The sequence below is a fragment of the Alphaproteobacteria bacterium genome, assembly GCA_017308135.1.
Classification (GTDB): Bacteria; Pseudomonadota; Alphaproteobacteria; order CACIAM-22H2; family CACIAM-22H2; genus Tagaea.
Genome location: JAFKFM010000012.1, coordinates 76,103 through 94,574 on the forward strand (window position 1 = coordinate 76,103; position 18,472 = coordinate 94,574).

Sequence of the window (18,472 nt, forward strand, 5' to 3'; positions counted from 1 at the left end):
GAAACGCATGTACAGCCTGACCGTCCAAGACCACATCATGATCGCCCATTCCTTCAAGGGCGAGATTTTCGGGCCCGCCCAGCGCGTGCACGGCGCAACCTTCGTCGTCGAATGGGAATTGCGGCGCGCGGGCCTCGACCAATACGGTCTGATCGTCGATATCGGCCTGATGAAGAAATGCCTGCGCGGGGCGCTCGACGAGCTCGACTATCGCAATCTCGACGATGTCGAAGCGTTGAAGAACGCCAACACGACGACCGAATTCCTGTGCGGCCTGATCTTCGAATTGCTGAAGGCGCGCATCGCCAAGGGCGAAATCATCAACACGGATTTCCCGTCGATGAAGATCACCTTGCGCGAATCTCCCAATGCTTGGGCGGCCTACGAGGCCGCGCTGGCGTGAAGCTCCGTCTCGTCATTCCCGGCTCGATCGAGCAGGCGACCGGCGGTTATCGCTACGCCAAGCGCATCGTCGAAGCCTGGGGCGAACCGCCGATCGCGGTCGACGAAGACCCGTCGCGCGTCAAGCGCGTGAAGGGCGAGACATTGCTCATCGACGGCCTCGCCTTGCCGCTGTTCTACGACCGCCTGCCGATGGCGGATTGCGCGGCGCTGATCCACCACCCGCTCGGCCTCGAAACCGGCTTGGCGCCGACGCAAGCCGCCGCGATGCTGAATGCCGAAGCGGCGGCGCTGGCAAAGATCAAGCGCATCGTCGTCACCAGCCCAGCGACCAAGGACGATCTGATCCGCATGGGCGTCGATAGCGACAAAATCCGCATCGTGCTGCCGGGAACGCAAGCGAGCCGCGTGCCCTTGGCGCGGCGGGGGACGAAGACAATCCTGTGCGTCGCGACGCTGACACCGCGCAAGGACCACCCCACGCTGTTGCGCGCGCTCGCGCGGCTGCCGACGCGGAATTGGCGCGCGATCTTCGTCGGCGGGTTGGATCGCGATCCCACGCAGACGCGCAAGATCAAAGCCACGATCGCGTCGCTGCGCTTGGGAAAGCGCGTGACGCTCGCGGGCGAATGCGGCGAGGCCGAACTCGGCGGCTATTACGCGAAAGCGCATGTCTTCGCCCTACCCTCGCTGCATGAAGGCTACGGCATGGCCTTCGCCGAGGCTTTGGCCCATCGCCTGCCCGTCGCCGGTGTCGCGGCGGGTGCGGTCCCGTCGGTCGTCCCGCGCAAGGCGGGCATTTTGGTGCGCGGCGGCGACGCCAAAGCGCTGGCCCGCGCCCTCGCCAACTTGATCGGCCCGTCGCGCAACCGCTATGCCGCCAACGCGGCGAAGCTGCGTTTCCCGAATTGGCAAAACCAAGCGCAAGCATTGCGCGCCGCCCTGACATGAGCGGCTTCTCCGCCGATTGGCTCGACTTGCGCGGCCCTGCGGACGACGCGGCACGATCGCGGAAACTCGCGCGCGCTTTCGCCCGCGCGCTGAAGCCCGGCGTTAAGATCGTCGATCTGGGCGCAGGCACAGGCGCCATGGGGCGCTGGCTTCGGCCCTTTCTGCCCAAACGCAGCACGATCCTTGCGGTCGACGGCGACGCGCAGTTGCTGCCGCGCGCGCAGTCGCCGCGCTTGCGCATTTCGCTCGCCGGGCGTTTGCCGCGCGCCGACGCTTATGTTTCGACGGCGTTGATCGACCTCGTCTCGACCGCTTGGCTGCGCAAATTCCTCAAAGCCGCACGCGGCAAACCGGTATTGATGTGCCTCGCCGTCGATGGGCGCCATGAATTGACGCCCGCGCACGAGGCCGACAACGCGACCTTTGCCGCTTTCGCCGCACATCAGCGCCGCTGGAAGGGTTTAGGCCAAGCCTTGGGGCCCGACGCACCCGCAGCGTTGGCGACGGAAGCGCGACGCCTTGGCTGGCACGTCGAAAGCGTGCGCAGCGATTGGGACTTAAAGCCCGGCGCGCTGCTCGACGCGACGTTCAAGGGGATCGTCGATGCCGCCGCCTTGCCCACCCCGCGCGTGAAGCGTACGCGGCTTATCGTCGGTCATCGCGACGTTCTGTTAATTCCGCGTAGATATCGCCGGACGGATCGTTCGGCGTGAGCCCGTCGAGAAAGGCGCGCATCGCGGCGGCGTCGATCCAGTCGCCCGCGAAAACCAAACTCTCGCCGATCGACCGGTTGAAGCGATAATTCTCCAGGCGCGCGATGCAGGCCAGCGCCGCCCCTTTCGTCGCCCACGCATATTCGAACGACAAGGCGGGCACGGGTTGCGACAGCCCGGCGAGCACCTGGGCTTCGGCGCCCTCGACATCGATCTTCACGAAATCCGGCCGGCCGTGGCGCGCGATCAGCGCGTCGAGCGTCGTCATCGGGACCGTGACGCTGCGGTTCCACGCGACATTCTCGTAGCCCGGCGCCGTCGCGGCCTGGGCGACGAAATCGGCGGCACCGCTGGTGACGGTCGGGTGGCGGTCGCTGATGCGCAGGATGAGTTCGCCGTCGGCCGCACCCAGCGCCACGCGTTCGAGCTTCACCGCGTTGTCGTCCGCGAACAGCCGGCGCAGAAATTCGGCGAAGATCGGCTGCGGCTCGACCGCGACGACGGCAGCCCCCAAACGGCGCCACGATGCCGCACGGTTGCCCGCATGCGCGCCGATATCGAAGCCGAGCTTCCCCGGTTCCAGCCAGCGCCGATAGAAGCCGTCGAGCTTCGCGGCACGCCCGGGGACGAGCCAATAAATCGCGATGGAACGCGCGAGACCCAGCAACGGTGCGACGCCATTCTCCATTTCCCGCGACGATGCTTGGCGCCACAGCCAAATCACGTCGACGGCGAAGGACAGCAGCAACGCGATCAACGCTGCGAAGGCGGCTTGCGTCGCATAGTCCCACGGATAGATCGCGGCGACGAGACCGAAACCCTGCAACACGCAGACGATCCGCCGCCGTTCGCTATAGGGCAAGGGTGCGGCGAGGAACGGCCAGAGATACGACGCGAGCACGAAGATATAGCGCGGCAGTCCGAGCAGAATCAGCCACGCGCCATCCAAGCGCGCGGCGATGATCGCCAGGACGAGCATCAACGCGGAATCGATTTCCATGTCGAAACGCGCGCCGAAGGCCGAAGCGTTGCCGTCGCGGCGCGCGAGCCACCCGTCGATCCCGTCGGCGGCGATCAGCAATCCGGCGGCGGCGGCCAAGACGATCCTGCCGGTGTCGTCCAACGCGGCGGGAATGAGGCTCGCGACGAGCGCCACGCCGACGCCGCGCGCATAGGTGACGCGGTTCGCCGCGCCTAAATCCGGAAACGGATGATCGGCAATACCCCAGCGCGCGCCGGCCCATAATGACAAAGCCGCGACGACATAGAGAACGAGTCCGGAAGGCGGCGCGATCGCCAGCGCGGCCGCGAGGCCGAGCAAACCGCTCGCGGCGGCGAAACCGCGCAGCTCGGCGTTGCGGGTCATTGCGGGCTCGAAAAATCCGTCAGGAACCCGCCGAGGAAACTTTCCATCGGCGCGCCGCCGTCGAGCGGCACGGAAATGCCGGGCACGTAGCCACGCCGCACGAAGAGTTCGATCGCGGCGGCGTCGCGCGAGAACACATGGATCGGCACGCCGAAATCGCCGGTGCGGCGCGCGGTCGTCAGCGGCGGCTGATGGTCGCCCAGCACGATGAACAGCGCATCCTTGTCGGCGACGTGCTCGGCGAAGCGGCCGAGCGTTTCGAGCACATAGGCGGTCGCGGCCGTATAGCCCTCGTCCTGGTCGAACACGCGGCCCGCCCGCACCGGGAACTCGCGGACCGGAAGCCCGCGATAGATTTCGCCCTTGTCGTCGAGCGACGCCCAATCCTCGACGATCGGCGGCACACGCTCGAATGGCGTATGACTCGACGCGAGGATGATCTCGGCGAATACCGGCGTGCCGCCGAGCTCGCTTTGCGCGAAATGCTTGAGCACCCATTGATCGGGCAGCGATTCCCAAGCGTAGCGCGGCCCCGCATAGCCGAGATCCGGCTGCAGCCGCGTCGCCTCGAAGCCCAGCAATCGCGCTTCGGGCCAAGGCTGGTCGATACGCGGCGCCACGACCAGGCTGCGCCATCCCGCTTCGACGAAGCGATGCGCGAGCGTGCGTATCTTCGAAACCAGCATCACCTCGTAAGCGTCCTGCGCCGCGAGCTTCACGCCGGTCAGCAACGTGCCATGCGCCATCCACGATCCGCCGCCGGTGATCGGCGAGATCAAAATCGACGACGCGCTGGCATAGCCCGCCGCCTCAAGACGCGCGGCCAAGGATTTCCGCGCGGGCTCCACCACGCGCGCGAAATCGGGGTCCGACGCGGTGATGCGCCCATAGGATTCGGCGAAAATCAGCACGACATGCTTGCCGCGCAATTCGGCGAAATCCGAATGGGCCGGCAACTGGCCTTGCGCGGCTTCGATGCGCGCGCGATGTTCGCCGCGAATCCCTTCGGCTTGCAGCACGTTGTTCAAATTGCGCTGGACGACCAAGGCGGCGTCGGCCGATAGCAGCGGGCGCGGATCGGGGGCCGAGGGTGCGGCCGGCATCGTCGCCCATAGCGCGATCAACGCCGCGAAGCCGGGCAGCAGCAAGCCGGGCCGTCCGGCGGCAAGGGCGCGGAACACCGTGCCGAAAGCGAGTCGCACGACCGTCAACGCCAGGGCAAACAGCAACGCCGCGCCAGCGATCAACAGCACGAATTCCCAGCCCGGCGTCGAGTCCGCCAGGATCTTGGCGAAAACCGGCACGAAACGGATATCGACCGCCACGTTCAGATCGCGGCCGAAGAACCACGGGATCGCCAGCGCGATGCCGCGCAAAACGAAGGCCGCGAAGAAGGCGAGCGAGAGGATCCACAACAGGAAGCCGCCGCGCTTTACGCCGATCAACGCCAGCAGGCCGAGAAGGGCGACCGCCCCGACGAGTTCCAGCGCCACCGACGACGGCAGAACCTGAATGCCCGCCTCGACGAAATCGCCGGACGCGACGAGCTGATTCAAGAATAGCAGCGCCGCGAAAACGGAAATCGCCCACGGGGCTTGCCGATCGTCGCGGCGGCGGCGGCTCATGCGTAGGCTCCCACCCGGATGATCGGTTTGGCCTTGGGGCCGTCGCCGAGCTTGTAGACATCCATCGTACGCTCGATGGCCGCCGCCGGATCGCCCATCGGGCCAAAATAGGATTGGAGATGCAGCCAGGTGTATTTGCTGGCCCAGCCCAAACCGGCCGCACGGCGCGCATAGCGCCAAGCACGGCCCGCCGCGCGATGGAAGGCGAGCTTGCCGTAGCGTTGCGCCATTTCGGGATGGGCGCGCAGGAAATGGGTAAGGACGAGCGCGTAATCGTGATGCGCCTGATGGCCTTGGCCCACCATGATGCGCGTATCGTCAGCCGCCGGGCCCCAGGTGACGATATGCTCGTAGCGCGCGATCTTGCCCAGACGCGCCACGCGCAAGGCCAGCGCGAAATCCTCGACGAACACGTCGGGGTCGCACATGCCCGCTCGCTTCACCACATCGGTGCGGAAAATCGTCGGCGACGTGCCCGATACGCCGCGCCTTATGACCTCGTCCACCGCGTCGGCGGGAACGGTGGCCGGGGTGGCTTCCGCCGCCGCTTCGTCGAACAGGATTTCGGCGGGATCGCGATAGAAGCCGATCCGCCCGAACACGGCGGCCGTGCCCGTGTTCTCCGCGATCGAGATCAGCTTGCGCGTGGCGTAGGGGGCGAGCACGTCGTCGGAGCCCACCAGTTTCAGCCAAGGCTGGGTCGCGAGTTCGATGCCGGTATTGGTCGAGGCCGAGGGGCCGCCGTTGCGCCGTTCGACGATCCGGCAGTTCGGCCAGTCGCGGGTCAATTCGCGCACGATGGCGACCGAATTGTCGCGGCTGCCGTCGTCGATAAACAGGAACTCGCGCTCCATCTCCGGGACCTGCCGCCAGATGGCGGCGATCACGTCCGGCAGGAAGCGTTCCTTGTTGTAGACCGTGCAGAGGAGGGTGACACCCGACATAGCGCCTCGTTAACCCGCTTGCCCCGGACGCGCAAGATTGGCATGTGTGGCGTATGCCGCGCGTGATCCCCGAACTGGACCTCGACGACCGGGACCTGACCTGGCGCTTCGTGCGCGCGTCGGGCCCCGGCGGGCAGAACGTCAACAAAGTGTCGTCGGCGGTCGAATTGCGGATCGACCTCAATATCAGCCGCCTGCCGCCGGAAATTCTGGCGCGGCTGAAGGCCATCGCCGGGCGGCGCGTCTCGACCGAGGGTATTCTGCTGGTCGAATCCCAGGAACATCGCGATCAGGGCGACAATCGCAAGACCGCCTTGGCGAAGCTCGCCCTGCTGCTGCGCCGGGCGATGGAACGGCCCCGGCCGCGCAAGGCGACCAAGCCGACCAAGGGCTCGCAAAAGCGGCGCCTCGCCTCCAAGGCCAAGCACGGCGCCAAGAAAGCGACGCGCGGCGAAGAATTTGACTACGACTGAGCCAACGCAGCGGCCAGCGTGCCGCCGAGCTTGGCGTTGCCCACCGCCAGCGCCAGATTGGCGGCGAGGCTTTTGCCCCCGCTGTTGCGATTGATGTGATCGAGCAAAAACGGCGTCAACGCCTTGCCGCCGATTCCGGCCGCGTCGGCCGCACGGATCGCCGCCGCGATCCCCGCTTCGATCGCCGCCGCGTCCAACGCCGCATCGGCCGCGATCGGGTTGGCGATCAACATCCCGCCCGCCCCGACCCGGCGATGCGCCGCGATGGCGCGCGCGAGTTCCGCCACGTCGTCGAATCTGGCGTCGACCTTCAAGCCGCTATCGGGCGCGTAGAAGGCCGGGAACGCGTCGCTGCGATAGCCCCAGACCGGCACGCCGAGCATTTCCAGCATCTCCAGCGTCTTGGGCAGATCGAGGATCGATTTCGCGCCGGCCGACACGACCGCGACCTTGCTGCGCGCCAATTCGGGCAGATCGGCGGAAATGTCGAAACTCGTCTCCGCCCCGCGATGCACGCCGCCGATGCCGCCGGTCGCGAAAATCGCGATCCCGGCCATCGCGGCCACCGCCATCGTCGCGGCGACGGTCGTGGCGCCGTTCTCCTTCTTGGCGATCAGGGCGGCCAAATCGCGGCGCGAGGCTTTGGCGATATTCCCGCCCAGCGCCAAGGCTTCGAGTTGCTTTGCCGTCAGGCCGACGCAGATGCGGCCCGCCAGCACGGCGATCGTGGCGGGCACCGCCCCGGCTTCGCGCACCGCCGCTTCCAGCGCCTGGCCGGCCGCGAGATTGTCGGGACGCGGCAGGCCGTGCGCGACGATCGTGCTTTCCAACGCGACGACCGGTTTGCCGGCCGCCAGCGCGCCGGCGACCTCGGCCGACAGATCGATATCCGGATGCGTCGTTTTCATTCGAACCGCCGCGGGCGAAGCCCGGAATGGAACCACGCGATCATCGTATAGATATCGTAGACCGGCAAACCGGTCGCCGCCTGCAACGCGGCGGCATAAGGCGGCATATTGGTGCATTCGAGCACCAGCGCGCCGATCTCGGGATGCGTGCGGACAAGTTCGACGCCCGCCTCGACCACGTCGCGCTCGGCGCCGTCGATATCCATATCGGTCTTCTCCGCCTTGATCAGAACGCGGAAGAATTCCTTGCCGTTCTCCGTGCCCGCGATCGGCGTATCGAGCGGCACGTTCGCGGCTTCGAGATGACGCGGCGTCAGCGTCGCCTTGGATACGGTGACGATGCCCACGCGCTTGCCCGGCGGCAACGTCGCCTGCACCCACGGCACTTGCATCAAGGCGGACGTCGCGACCGGCACGTTCACGGCGGCGCTCAGTTCCTTCTGGAACAGCGACAGGAAACCGCAATTGGTCGTGATCGCTTCCGCGCCGAGGCGCACGAGATCCTGCGCCGCCGCGATGAAATCCGGCAGCAGACCTTCAGCGCCCTTCAACACGACTTTCTCGGGCGAGGCGCCGGTGACGACGCGATAGAGAACGGGGAACGGCCAGGTCGTCGCGTTGCCCATATCGCCGGGGATACGCGGGAACTTGGCTTCGAGCATCAAGATGCCGAGCGGCGCGCCGTAGACCGCCTTGCCGCCGCGCGCGATGCGTCCGCTCATGCGCCCACCGTCCCGCGTTCGATCCCGGCCGCGATCAGATTCGCGGTCGAAAGATTGCACGCATGCGGCAGATCGTAGAGGGTCGCGAGCCGCAACAACGCGCGCACGTCCACGTCATGGGGCATCGGCGTCAACGGGTCCCAGAAAAAGATCAGCGCGTCGAGGGCACCTTCCGTGATCAGGGCGCCCATCTGCTGGTCGCCGCCCAGCGGGCCGCTCGCCAAGGCTTCGATCGAAAGTTCGGGGCAACGCTTGCGCAGCAGCTTGGCGGTCGTGCCCGTGGCGACGATGCCGGCCTTCGCGAACACCTTGCGATGGCGCGCCAGCCAGCGCGCGAGCTCCGCCTTGCGTTTGTCGTGCGCGACCATGCCCACGCGTAGATTTTTCGCCGCCCGCGCCATCGGTCCTCCCTTTCGAGGAACCGATTATCGGGCGCCGATCAGCGCTTGTCGACGCCGCAAGTGTTGATGCCGAGCGGCACGTAAGCCGGGCAGAAACGCAACGCCGCCGTGGCGAGCAATACCGCCCCGGCGGCCGCGACCGCGAAGCGCCACGCGCCGAAGGATTCGAACAGCGCCGGGGCCGCGAATGGCGCCACGAGCAATATGGCGCCAGCGATGGCGCGCACGAGACGATCGACGGATCCGACATTGGCCATTTGAGCCTCCCGGTGAACGGAGCGATGGCGATCGTTATATTCGATCTAACTAATATACATACGCGACATCGCGCCGCAGGCGCTCACCTGCCGCCCAACGCGTCAATGCGCAGCGGCAAAGTCACCGTGAACACGCTGCCTTTGCCGATCTCGCTGTCGACCGCGATCGCCCCGCCCCAGCGCGTCACGAATTGGCGCGTGATCATCAAGCCAAGTCCCGTGCCGCCGCGCCGCGTGAGGCTCGAACTTTCCTTGCGCCAGAACGGCTCGAAAATATGCGCGATATCCTCGGCGGGAATGCCGAGTCCTTCATCTTCGATCGCGATCGTGTACTGCCCCGCACCGTCTTGCGACCACGCGAGGCGCACGGCGCCGTTGACACGGCAATGGCGCACGGCGTTTCCCGCGAGGTTGGTCACGATCTGGCGCAGCATCGTGCGGTCGCCGATCGTCGTGAACGCCTCGCCCGGCGGCACTTCGACGACACGCACATTCCGCTCGCGCGCGATGGCGCGCATCATCTCGGCCACTTCGCGGATCACGTCGCCGGGATCGAGCGTTTCGGGTTGCAGGCGCAGCCGTCCCGCTTCGATCGCCGCCAAATCGAGCAGTTGATTGACGATGCTGAGCAGGTGCCGCCCCGCCCCTTGAATATCGTCGGCATAGCCGCGATAGCGATCGTTCAACGCGCCGAAGGGCTGCGCCGCCATCAAATCCGAGAAGCCGATGATCGCGTTGAGCGGCGTGCGCAGCTCGTGGCTGATATTGGCGAGGAATTCGCGCTTGGCGACGTTCGCCGCCTGCGCGTCGATCAGCGCGCGGCGCAGGCGGTCGGCTTCGCGCGCGCGGCTGCGTTCGAACCAGATCACGACGCCGGCCATCGCCAGCGTCAGCAGCGTCGCGAGCCCCGCGAAGGCGAGCACCGGGCGGCCATGCGCGGACCCCATCTCGTCGATATCGGCTTCGCGAAACCGGGCATAGGAATAGATCGGCAAATCGTCGATCCGCTGGTAGGCGGCGGTTAGGATCGTACCGTCGGGACTGCGGATATTTTTCAAAAGCCCCGAATCAGCACGCCGGTCGCGCGGGCCCAACAGCACGTCGAGATCGAAACGCTGGCCGGTGAAATTCTCGGGATCGGGATAGCGATAGACGATCAGCCCGTCGCCCCGGATCGCGCCGACCGTGCCGGGTGCCGTAACGAGCATCCGGTCGAAATGCCGGTCGAGCTGTTCGGGCGGGATCGACGCCACGATATAGGCGGCGCCGAACACGTTTATATTCGCGCGCTTAACGACGGAAATGCGCCGCGTTTTCCCGCGCGCGGCGATCTCCACTCCGACCGAGAATTGATCGAGGGGACTCTCGGCCAGCGCCATCAGCGAGCGGCGCTCGGCCGGGTCGAGGACGCGGCGCGATCCGGAACCCCGGACGATTTCCTCGCCCGCCAGATCGTAGAGATCGATGTCGATCGCCGATTTCTGGCTGCGCCGGATCCGATCCGCGACGAGATCGAGATCGGCGACGATGGTCGAATCGAATTGTTCCGCCAGCCACAGATCGACGCCGACCAGCAACGCGCCGGCCGCGTCGATCGTCCGGCCAATTTGGGACGCAATCAGACTTTGCGCGCCAAGGATTTCGCTTTGCGCCGATTCCGCGAGCTGTTCGCGCGCCTGACGCGTCGACAGATACGCGACCACCCAAATCCCCGCGATGACGAACAACGCGAAGGCGATCGCCGCCCATTCGGGTGCGGCGATTCGATCAAACAGGCCGGATTTGCGTCTTTCGGGGGGATTCATCGGCGCCCATCGTTACCCCCATTTTCTGCGGCAAAAGTTAAGCATGCACCAAAATTCCGTGCATGGACTGGATGTCACCCGGCTACCGCGATCAGCCCGGCGTACACCGCAAAGGCGCGGCATCGACCCGCTTGTCGCCGGCGACCGCTTGAAGCTGGCCGGTTTCCTGGTCCAGCCAGCGCAGAACGCCGGTGCGGATGGCGAAATGCGCGGCATGCAATTGCAGGCGCCCGCGCTTTTCCAGCGTGCCGATGCAAGGATGGGTGCGCAGCGCCGCGATGCTGGCGCGCAAATTCGCGACCTCCAGCGAACGGGCGAAATCCTCAGGCAGTTCCCGGTCGCATTCGGGCACGAGCCCGGCCGCCCCGTCGAGCTGTTCGATCCACGCGCCGACGAAATCGCCGGGCGACAAGGGTTTGCGGCCCGCATCGACATAGGCGGCGATGCCGCCGCAGCCGCCATGGCCCAGCACGACGATATGTTCGACCTTCAGCGCGATCACGCCGTATTCGAGCGCGGCACTGGTGCCGTGCAATCCGCCGTCGGGCTGATAGGGCGGCACGATATTGGCGACGTTCCGCACGACGAACATCTCGCCGGGTCGCGCGTCGAAAATCACTTCGGGCGACACGCGCGAATCGCAGCAGCCAACGATCATCACGCTGGGCGACTGGCCCGTTTCGGCGAGTTGCGTGAAGCGCGACTGCTCGCCGGGCAAACGGCGTTCGCGGAACGAAAGATAGCCGTCGATCAGGGATGCGGGCGGTTGGGAAGGCATCGTCGAACACTCCGCGTCGGGATCGTCATGTTGCGGCACAACATGGCGATGCGACGCGGCAAGTCAACGGTAAATGCCGAGAACTACCGAAGCGCGCTGTAAAACGCGCGATCAGCTTTTGTAGCCGGCGGCCAGTTCCGCAAGCCGCTGCGCTTCGATCGCGAGCGCCGTCGCCTTGAAGGCGTGGCTTTGCTTCATCGCGGTTTGCGTGCGGTTGCGCACGTCCGCCGCGAGCTTGGCGAAATACGGCGTGCCCGCCCCCGACGCATCGATGCGTTCGCAGCGCGTCTTGTTCACCAGGAACAGATGATCGGTGCCGGAGGCGCCGCCGACATCGACATATTTGCGCAGCTCGATCGTGCCTTCGGTGCCGGTCAAGAACAGCCGCCCGTCGCCCCAATTGGGCAGCGCGTCGGGCGTGAACCAATCGACGCGGATATAGCCGCGCGCATCGGCGCTTTTCAGGACGATCTCGCCGAAATCCTCGAAATCGGGGAATTCGCGATGGGCGAGATTGGCGCTGACCGCCGACACGATCTCGGCGTCGTCCGAGCCGGTGAAGAACAGGAACTGATCGATCTGGTGCGAACCGATGTCGCAAAGGATTCCGCCGGTCCCTTTGCGCGAATAGAACCACGGCGGACGCGTCTGCGGGTTATGGCGATGGGGCCCCAGGCCGGTCGTCGAAACGACGCGGCCGATCGCACCTTGCGCCACCAATTCGGTCGCCAGGGTCACGGCGGGCACTTCGAAACGCTCGGAGAAATCGACCGACCAGATACGCCCCGTCTCGGCTTGCGCCGCGCGCAAGGCGGCGAGTTCGGCCGCCGATACGCAGCCCGGCTTGTCGAGCATCACGTCCTTGCCGTGGCGCATCGCTTCGATCGCCAACGAAGCGCGATCCGACGGCACGCACGCGATCAGCACCAGGTCGATCGACTTGTCTTCCAGAATGGCGCGCTTGTCCGCGACGCGCGGCAAATCGGGGAAGCGCTTCAGGAAGCCAGCCAGCGGCATTGGCTCGCCTTGCGTCCACCACGCGACGGCGACGCAGCCTGCCCCCAGCATCCCCTCCAGCATGCCGTAGATATGCCGATGATCGACGCCCAAAACGCCGATCGCGATCTTGCCGTCCTTCATGCTCAGCCCTTCGCCACGGCGACGCGCGCACCCTTGCGCGAGGATTCGAGGATCGCGTCGATCAAACGATGGACGCGCAAGGCCGAGCGCCCGTTGATCGACGGTTCGCGGCCTTCGGCCACGGCCGCCGTGAAATCGGCGATGACATCGCGATGCGGCCCGTGATCGAAGGCCATCGGATCGGCCCCGCCGCCCGTACCCACGCCCGTCACGCCGGCGGTTTCGGTCTTGCCGTCGCGCCATTGCACGGTCAACGTCGAGGCATCGAGCGTGGCCGAGCCGTTGTCGCCGTTGAACACGCAGCTTTCCATGACGCCGGGGAAATTCGCCGTCGTCGCGACGATGGTACCGATCGATCCGTCGGCGAAGCGCAATCCCGCCCCGGCGAAATCCTCGGTCTCCATCTTGTGCAGGCTGGTCGTGCCCGCGAGCGCCGTCACGTCGACGACATCCGGCGTCAATGCCAGCATCATGTCCATCGCGTGGATCGCCTGCGAGATCAGCACGCCGCCGCCGTCGCGCGCCAGCGTGCCGCGCCCCGGCTCGTCGTAATAGCTTTGCGGCCGCCACCATGGCACGTCGAGCCGCACGAGGCCGATCTTGCCCAAGCGGCCGGAATCGAGCAGTTCGCGCATCGCGCGCGCGGCGGGCTTCAAGCGATGCTGGAACACGATGCCGAGCGGCACCTTCGCCGCCTCGCAACGCGCGACGATCTTCTCCGCCGCCGCCGTCGTGCGCTCGACCGGCTTTTCCATCAGGATCGCCTTGCCGTTCGCCGCGAACAGATCGACGAGTTCGACGCGCGCGTTGGGCGGCGTCAGCATCAGTACCGCGTCGATCGATTTGTCGGTCGCAAGCGATTCAAGCGTGGGTGCGGCGCGCCAGCCATTCGCCGCGGCGAAGGCTTCGCGCTTGGCTTGGTCGCGCGCGAACACGCCGGCGACTTCCAGCACGCCGGCGGCTTCGAGGTCCTTCAAGCCGCGCACATGCGGGCGCGACGCCATGCCAAGGCCGACGAGCGCGAAACGGATTTTTTTGGCCATATCTTGCGTTCCTTAAACTTGTTCGGCGACGACCGGATTGCGCAGGATGCCGACCTGCGGAATCTCGATCTCGACCACGTCGCCGGGCACGACCGGCCCAACGCCGGCGGGCGTGCCGGTCATGATGACATCGCCGGGATGCAGCGTGATGCCGCTGCTCAAATGCGCGATCAACGCCTTGACCGAGTAGACGAGGTCGTTGGTGTTGCTGCACTGGCGCTGCTGGCCATTTACGCGGCCGATGATCTCGATATTCTCGGCGTCGAGCCCCAGCGCGATCGACGGGCCGATCGGTTTGAAGCTGTCGAACGCCTTGCCGAGCACCAGACAGCCCTGCTTCATTTCCTTGGCTTGGATCACGCGCTCGCTGACGTCGTTGGCGCAGGTATAGCCCAGCACATGATCGAGCGCCTTGGCTTCCGGGATGCGCCGCCCGGCCTTGCCGATCACGACCGCGACTTCCGCCTCGAAATGCAGATTCTGCGCTTCGACCGGATAGACGATGGGCGCGTCGGGCCCGACGATCGCCGAGGGCGGCGTCATGAACAACATCGGGAACGCGGGCGTATCGAGCTTCATCTCGCGCGCATGGCCGATATAGTTGAGACCGGCGCCGTAGAGACAGGCGGGTTTCACGGGTGCCAGCAAGCGCACGCGCTCGAGATGCGTGGGCTTGCCGACCGTCTCCAGGCTTTCGAACGGCGAGCCTGCGAGCGGACGAATCGTGCCGTCCTTCTCCAGCAGGCCGTAACGCGTTTCGGGATCGGCATAGCGGACGATTTTGCGAGTCATCGTGCGGACCTTTCCTTCACCGGAAACGCGCCCCACCCCGCATAGGGCGCGCGCGATCCCAGGCGTTCTTCGATGCGCAGCATCTCGTTCCATTTCGCCGTGCGCTCGCCGCGCGCGATCGAACCGACTTTGAACTGGCCCGCGTTCCAACCCACGGCGAAGGGCGCGATGCTGATATCCTCGGTCTCGCCCGAGCGGGCGGAGACGATCGCCGAAATCCCGCCCGCCTTGGCCGCGTCTAGCGCTGCTTTGGTCTCGGTCACCGTGCCGATCTGGTTGGGCTTGATCAGCGCGCAGTTCACGAGCTTGTCGCGCGCGGCCGTGGCGACGCGCGCGGGATCGGTCACCAGCAGATCGTCGCCCACGACCTGCACGCGATCGCCCGCCGCCGCCATGAAGCGCATGAAGCCGGCGTGATCGTCCTCGGCCAGCGGATCCTCGATCGACAGGATGGGATAGCGGTCGAGCCAGCCGAGCAGCATGTCGCACATCGCATCGCTGTCGAGTTCGCGGTTTTCGAGGCCAAGCTTGTAGCGCCCATTGCGCCCGAAATCCGACGCGGCGATATCGAGCGCGATATGCACTTCGTCGCCCGGCGTATAACCCGCCGCTTCGATCGCGCGCACGAGCATTTCGAGCGCTTCGTCGTTTGTCGCGAAGACCGGCCAAAATCCGCCTTCGTCGGCGACACCTTGCAAGCGGCCTTCGTCCTTCAGCAGCTTGCGCGCGGCGTGATAGACGTCCGCCGTGCGGTCCAGCGCCTCGGCGAAATTCCGCGCCGACGGGCAGACGATCAGAAAATCCTGGATATCGACGCGGCGCCCCGCATGCGCCCCGCCGCCGAAAATCTGAATCTCGGGCACCGGGATGCTGACCGGGCCGCCCGCCGCGAGATATTCGTCGAGCGGGGCGCGCGCCGACGCGGCGGCCGCATGCAGCACCGCCATCGACGTCGCGATCGCCGCGTTGCCGCCCAGGCGTTCGAAGCGCTGGGAATTGTCGCAAGCGCGGATCGCGCGATCGACCGCCGCTTGATCGGTCGCGTCGAGGCCGATCAGCGCTTCCGCCAACGGTCCCGCGACATTCGCGACCGCGCGCGTTACGTCCATCCCGCCTTGCGACGTACCGCCGTCGCGCAGATCGACCGCTTCGCCCGAGCCCATTGAGGCGCCGGCGGGCGCAATCGCGCGGCCCGTCGCACCGTCGGCCAGCGCGATTTCCGTTTCGACCGTCGGCCGCGCGCGCGAATCCCACACCCGGCGGCCTTTGACGGAAACGATCTTCGCCATCGCGCTAATTCCTTCCCAAACCGTTGCGCCACTGATCGCGCAACGCCGTCAAACTCGCCGGGGCGGCTTCGATCATCGGGATCGCGATCGACCGCACGCGGTCCTTGTCGGCCGCCGCGACGATGTACTCGACCGGCGATTTGCCGTCGATCCGCGCCAGCAGCAGCCCCGGCAGCAATCTTGCGACGCGCGCCTCCAGCCCGCGCGCCAAACGCGGCCCCACCGACCCGAAATAGGTCGTGTAGAGCGCGTCGAAGGCGCGCAAGTAACCCGGCGCGGCCGCCGGATTCCAAATGCATTTCAGCAGCAGATGGTTGAGGCAGAAGGCGAGATCGAAAGCCGGATCGCCATACCAGGCGCATTCGGCGTCGAGGAAAATCGGCCCCTCCGGCCCCACCAAGATGTTCTTCGGACTGACGTCGCCATGCACCAGCGCCACATGCCGGGCCAGCGTGTCGCGCGACAAGGCGAACAGCTTGGGGGCGAGATCCGGATATTTCGGCGCCATCGCTTCGAGATAGGGTTCCAGCCGCAGCGCGTGGAAATTCGCGTCATGCGCGAAGCGCGCGGCGATCTTGTCGTCATAGGCAGTTGCGGCGTGAATGGCGCCCAAACGCGCGCCCACTTTCGCCGCGAAACCTTCGTCGACGCGGCCGTCCCGCAATTCGGCTTTCCACACCGGATGCTTGTCGGGTGCGAGGAAATCCATCGCGAACAGGCCGGCATCGGGATCGTGAAACAGAATGCGCGGCACGCAGCCCGGCACGATATCGGCGGCGGTGCGCAGCCAATCGGCCTCCGCCGCGTTGCGGCTGACGGGCGCGCGCCAATCGGCGGCGACGCGCAATTTGGCGAGGGCGCGCTTCACGGCGAATTTCGTGTCGCCCGCCTCGACGCACCAAATATCGGACGCGACACCGCCGGTCAGGGCGCGGAATTCCGCCGGCACCCCGGCCGGGATCACGCCCGCTTCGCGCAAACGCGTTTCGATGGCGGTGGTATCGGTCATGGCGGCGCCACGCGGTTGAGCAGCGGCGCGCCCGTCGCCAAGCGGCGGCAATTCTCCGCCACCACCGCAAGGCTGCGCCGCCACGTGCCCGGCGTCATCCACGCGATATGCGGCGTGGCGACGACATTCGGCAGCTTCAACAAAGCGCTGTCGCGCGCGATCGGTTCGGTCGCGAACACGTCCAAGCCCGCCGCCGCCAGATGGCCGCTCGACAACGCAGCAATCAATGCAGCTTCGTCGATCAAGGCGCCACGCGCCGTGTTGACCAGCACCGCACCCTTTTTCATCCGCGCGATGCGCGCGGCGTTCAAAAAGCCGCGCGTTTCGGGAGTCGCAGGCACATGCAGCGAGACCATATCGGCCTCGCTCAATAAAACGTCCAGCGGCAGCGTTTTGGCGCCGTCGTCGGGTTCGCGGCGCGCATGGACGACGACGCGGGCCCCCAACGCTTCGAGCGCCGGGCGTAAGCGCTTGGCGACGGCGCCGTAGCCGATCAAACCCACGCAAGCGCCGTCGAGTTCGCCCGCCGCGTCGAGATGCGCCGCGTCGGGCGTCCAGGCACCGGCGCGCAAATCCTCGTCCAGCGCCGTCACCCGACGCAGCGCCGCGAGCATCAACGCCAAGGTCAACTCGGCGACCGCCACCGTATTGGTGCCCGGCATGTTGCACACGGCGATTCCGCGCTTGGCGGCGTGAACGCGGTCGATCGTATCGACGCCGATGCCGATCTTCTGCACCAAGCGCAGTTTGGGTGCGGCATCGAGGATCGCGGCCGTGACCGGCGCCAGCACATGCAGCAGCACATCGGCGTCGGCGAGTTCGCGCGCAAGGCCGGAAGCGTCGTTCTCCGCCAATACGCTCACTTGCGCGATCGCGGGATCGAGGCTTTCGAGAAGACGCTTCGTGCCCGGCGATGCGTCATAGGGCAGCACGGCTTTCATCGTTTCGGGAACCCGGCAACCCAGGCTTCGATCTGCGTATCGGTCATCGCGCCATCATAGACGACGGTGCGATAGCGCGTGCGCAAGGGTTTGTCCTTCGCGACAACGCGGCGCGTTTGCCGGAACGTGCCGACACTGACCGCGCCCCAATCGGCGACGAACCACGACGCGTCGGCTTCGTCGGCCGGGTTGGGAATGACCGCGACGCCGGCCTGCTTGCCGCCGCCCACCGGGCCTTCGAACGCCACCCAGCGCGCGCCCAGCACGCCGATCGTTTCGCCGCCGACACGGCCCTTGTCGTCGCGCACCTTACCGCCCAGCGCCACGACCATCGTGTCGGCGACGCGCGCGTTGAAGTAAGCGTGGCGCGTGGGGCCTAAAGCGAGATCCCAATTCGCGGCCGCAAGTTCGGAATCGACATCCAGCACCCACGCGTCGGGCGCTTTCGTCACGGCGATGCGCCGCGTCTCGCGCGCGATGATGCGCCCTTGCGTGGCCCCCCACTCCACCGGCCCGCGCCATTCGACGGGAATCGCGATGGTGCAGCCGGTCGCATCGGCGTCGACGAGTTTGGGCGCGCCCGCGATCAGCGTACCGGGGGCGCGGCCCTGGAAGGTTTCATCGACGTAGAAATTATAGGTGTATTCCTCGTGCTTGCCCGGCGCCGTGGGCACCAACGCATGCACGTGGTCCGACGCGATCCAGATCGAATTGTGATGCGGATGGTCGGCCGGGCTTTCCGACGTGGCGAGATAACCCGACGGCGTGAACATGGGATAGACGTAAGGCCGCATGCGGCCTTGCGTCAGCCCCAGCACCGGCTTGCCGTCATGGCGCAGATAAAAACGCTCGGTGCGCGCGATAGCCCCGGGGGGCAAGGCCAGCGCGTCGCTTTCCAGGGTGAACATCGCCG

20 protein-coding genes are annotated in these 18,472 nt (G+C 66.5%); 4 read left to right on the forward strand and 16 right to left on the reverse strand.

Annotated elements, in window-relative coordinates; all coding sequences use genetic code 11:
• The first annotated feature begins 7 nt into the window (after nucleotides 1-7).
• From J0H39_21775 to J0H39_21785, 3 genes are read left to right on the forward strand one after another with little or no spacing between them, the layout of a single operon-like run.
• Complete coding sequence (locus J0H39_21775; GenBank protein ID MBN9499393.1) at nucleotides 8-403, forward strand: 6-carboxytetrahydropterin synthase; 396 nt, start codon at nucleotides 8-10, stop codon at nucleotides 401-403.
• Nucleotides 400-1,353 carry a glycosyltransferase family 4 protein gene (locus J0H39_21780; protein MBN9499394.1) on the forward strand — a complete coding sequence of 318 codons (954 nt, stop codon included), beginning with the start codon at nucleotides 400-402 and terminating at the stop codon, nucleotides 1,351-1,353. The genes J0H39_21775 and J0H39_21780 overlap by 4 nt, the downstream gene beginning before the upstream one ends.
• Complete coding sequence (locus J0H39_21785; protein MBN9499395.1) at nucleotides 1,350-2,066, forward strand: class I SAM-dependent methyltransferase; 717 nt, start codon at nucleotides 1,350-1,352, stop codon at nucleotides 2,064-2,066. Before J0H39_21780 ends, J0H39_21785 begins: the two co-directional genes overlap by 4 nt.
• Here J0H39_21785 and J0H39_21790 read toward each other — a convergent pair.
• From J0H39_21790 to J0H39_21800, 3 genes are read right to left on the reverse strand one after another with little or no spacing between them, the layout of a single operon-like run.
• Nucleotides 1,999-3,432 (reverse strand): FkbM family methyltransferase, encoded by a 1,434-nt coding sequence (locus J0H39_21790; GenBank protein ID MBN9499396.1) that lies wholly within the window; start codon nucleotides 3,430-3,432, stop codon nucleotides 1,999-2,001. The genes J0H39_21785 and J0H39_21790 overlap by 68 nt on opposite strands.
• On the reverse strand, nucleotides 3,429-5,057 hold the full coding sequence (locus J0H39_21795) for a hypothetical protein (GenBank protein MBN9499397.1): 1,629 nt from the start codon (nucleotides 5,055-5,057) through the stop codon (nucleotides 3,429-3,431). Before J0H39_21795 ends, J0H39_21790 begins: the two co-directional genes overlap by 4 nt.
• Nucleotides 5,054-6,001, reverse strand: a complete 948-nt coding sequence (locus J0H39_21800) for a glycosyltransferase family 2 protein (protein MBN9499398.1) — start codon at nucleotides 5,999-6,001, stop codon at nucleotides 5,054-5,056. Before J0H39_21800 ends, J0H39_21795 begins: the two co-directional genes overlap by 4 nt.
• A 53-nt stretch (nucleotides 6,002-6,054) precedes the next feature.
• Here J0H39_21800 and arfB point away from each other — a divergent pair, with 53 nt between their 5' ends.
• Entirely contained in the window at nucleotides 6,055-6,474 is a 420-nt protein-coding gene (gene arfB, locus J0H39_21805; GenBank protein ID MBN9499399.1) for an aminoacyl-tRNA hydrolase, read from the forward strand.
• Here arfB and J0H39_21810 read toward each other — a convergent pair.
• The 13 genes from J0H39_21810 to J0H39_21870 form a co-directional block, all read right to left on the reverse strand.
• The gene (locus J0H39_21810) at nucleotides 6,465-7,382 is read right to left on the reverse strand and encodes a pseudouridine-5'-phosphate glycosidase (protein MBN9499400.1); all 918 of its coding nucleotides are present in this window, start codon (nucleotides 7,380-7,382) and stop codon (nucleotides 6,465-6,467) included. The two genes, arfB and J0H39_21810, sit on opposite strands and share 10 nt — an antisense overlap.
• The gene (locus J0H39_21815) at nucleotides 7,379-8,104 is read right to left on the reverse strand and encodes an aspartate/glutamate racemase family protein (protein MBN9499401.1); all 726 of its coding nucleotides are present in this window, start codon (nucleotides 8,102-8,104) and stop codon (nucleotides 7,379-7,381) included. The genes J0H39_21810 and J0H39_21815 overlap by 4 nt, the downstream gene beginning before the upstream one ends.
• Nucleotides 8,101-8,505 carry a methylglyoxal synthase gene (locus J0H39_21820; GenBank protein MBN9499402.1) on the reverse strand — a complete coding sequence of 135 codons (405 nt, stop codon included), beginning with the start codon at nucleotides 8,503-8,505 and terminating at the stop codon, nucleotides 8,101-8,103. Before J0H39_21820 ends, J0H39_21815 begins: the two co-directional genes overlap by 4 nt.
• Nucleotides 8,506-8,543: 38 nt before the next feature.
• Nucleotides 8,544-8,762, reverse strand: coding sequence for a DUF2892 domain-containing protein (locus J0H39_21825; protein ID MBN9499403.1), 219 nt, complete (start codon nucleotides 8,760-8,762; stop codon nucleotides 8,544-8,546).
• Between the two features lie 83 nt (nucleotides 8,763-8,845).
• A complete protein-coding gene (locus J0H39_21830) occupies nucleotides 8,846-10,567 on the reverse strand; it encodes a hypothetical protein (protein MBN9499404.1) in 1,722 nt (573 codons plus the stop codon).
• Nucleotides 10,568-10,658: 91 nt separating this feature from the next.
• Complete coding sequence (locus J0H39_21835; GenBank protein ID MBN9499405.1) at nucleotides 10,659-11,345, reverse strand: carbonic anhydrase; 687 nt, start codon at nucleotides 11,343-11,345, stop codon at nucleotides 10,659-10,661.
• Between the two features lie 111 nt (nucleotides 11,346-11,456).
• Nucleotides 11,457-12,485, reverse strand: coding sequence for a Gfo/Idh/MocA family oxidoreductase (locus J0H39_21840; GenBank protein ID MBN9499406.1), 1,029 nt, complete (start codon nucleotides 12,483-12,485; stop codon nucleotides 11,457-11,459).
• A 2-nt stretch (nucleotides 12,486-12,487) separates the two neighbouring features.
• A complete protein-coding gene (locus tag J0H39_21845) occupies nucleotides 12,488-13,528 on the reverse strand; it encodes a Gfo/Idh/MocA family oxidoreductase (protein ID MBN9499407.1) in 1,041 nt (346 codons plus the stop codon).
• Between the two features lie 12 nt (nucleotides 13,529-13,540).
• On the reverse strand, nucleotides 13,541-14,320 hold the full coding sequence (locus J0H39_21850; GenBank protein MBN9499408.1) for a fumarylacetoacetate hydrolase family protein: 780 nt from the start codon (nucleotides 14,318-14,320) through the stop codon (nucleotides 13,541-13,543).
• Nucleotides 14,317-15,609 (reverse strand): phosphopyruvate hydratase, encoded by a 1,293-nt coding sequence (gene eno, locus J0H39_21855; protein MBN9499409.1) that lies wholly within the window; start codon nucleotides 15,607-15,609, stop codon nucleotides 14,317-14,319. Before eno ends, J0H39_21850 begins: the two co-directional genes overlap by 4 nt.
• Before the next feature lie 4 nt (nucleotides 15,610-15,613).
• Nucleotides 15,614-16,618, reverse strand: a complete 1,005-nt coding sequence (locus J0H39_21860) for a phosphotransferase (GenBank protein MBN9499410.1) — start codon at nucleotides 16,616-16,618, stop codon at nucleotides 15,614-15,616.
• The gene (locus J0H39_21865; protein MBN9499411.1) at nucleotides 16,615-17,559 is read right to left on the reverse strand and encodes a hydroxyacid dehydrogenase; all 945 of its coding nucleotides are present in this window, start codon (nucleotides 17,557-17,559) and stop codon (nucleotides 16,615-16,617) included. The genes J0H39_21860 and J0H39_21865 overlap by 4 nt, the downstream gene beginning before the upstream one ends.
• A complete protein-coding gene (locus tag J0H39_21870) occupies nucleotides 17,556-18,467 on the reverse strand; it encodes a PmoA family protein (protein ID MBN9499412.1) in 912 nt (303 codons plus the stop codon). Before J0H39_21870 ends, J0H39_21865 begins: the two co-directional genes overlap by 4 nt.
• Between the last annotated feature and the right edge of the window lie 5 nt (nucleotides 18,468-18,472).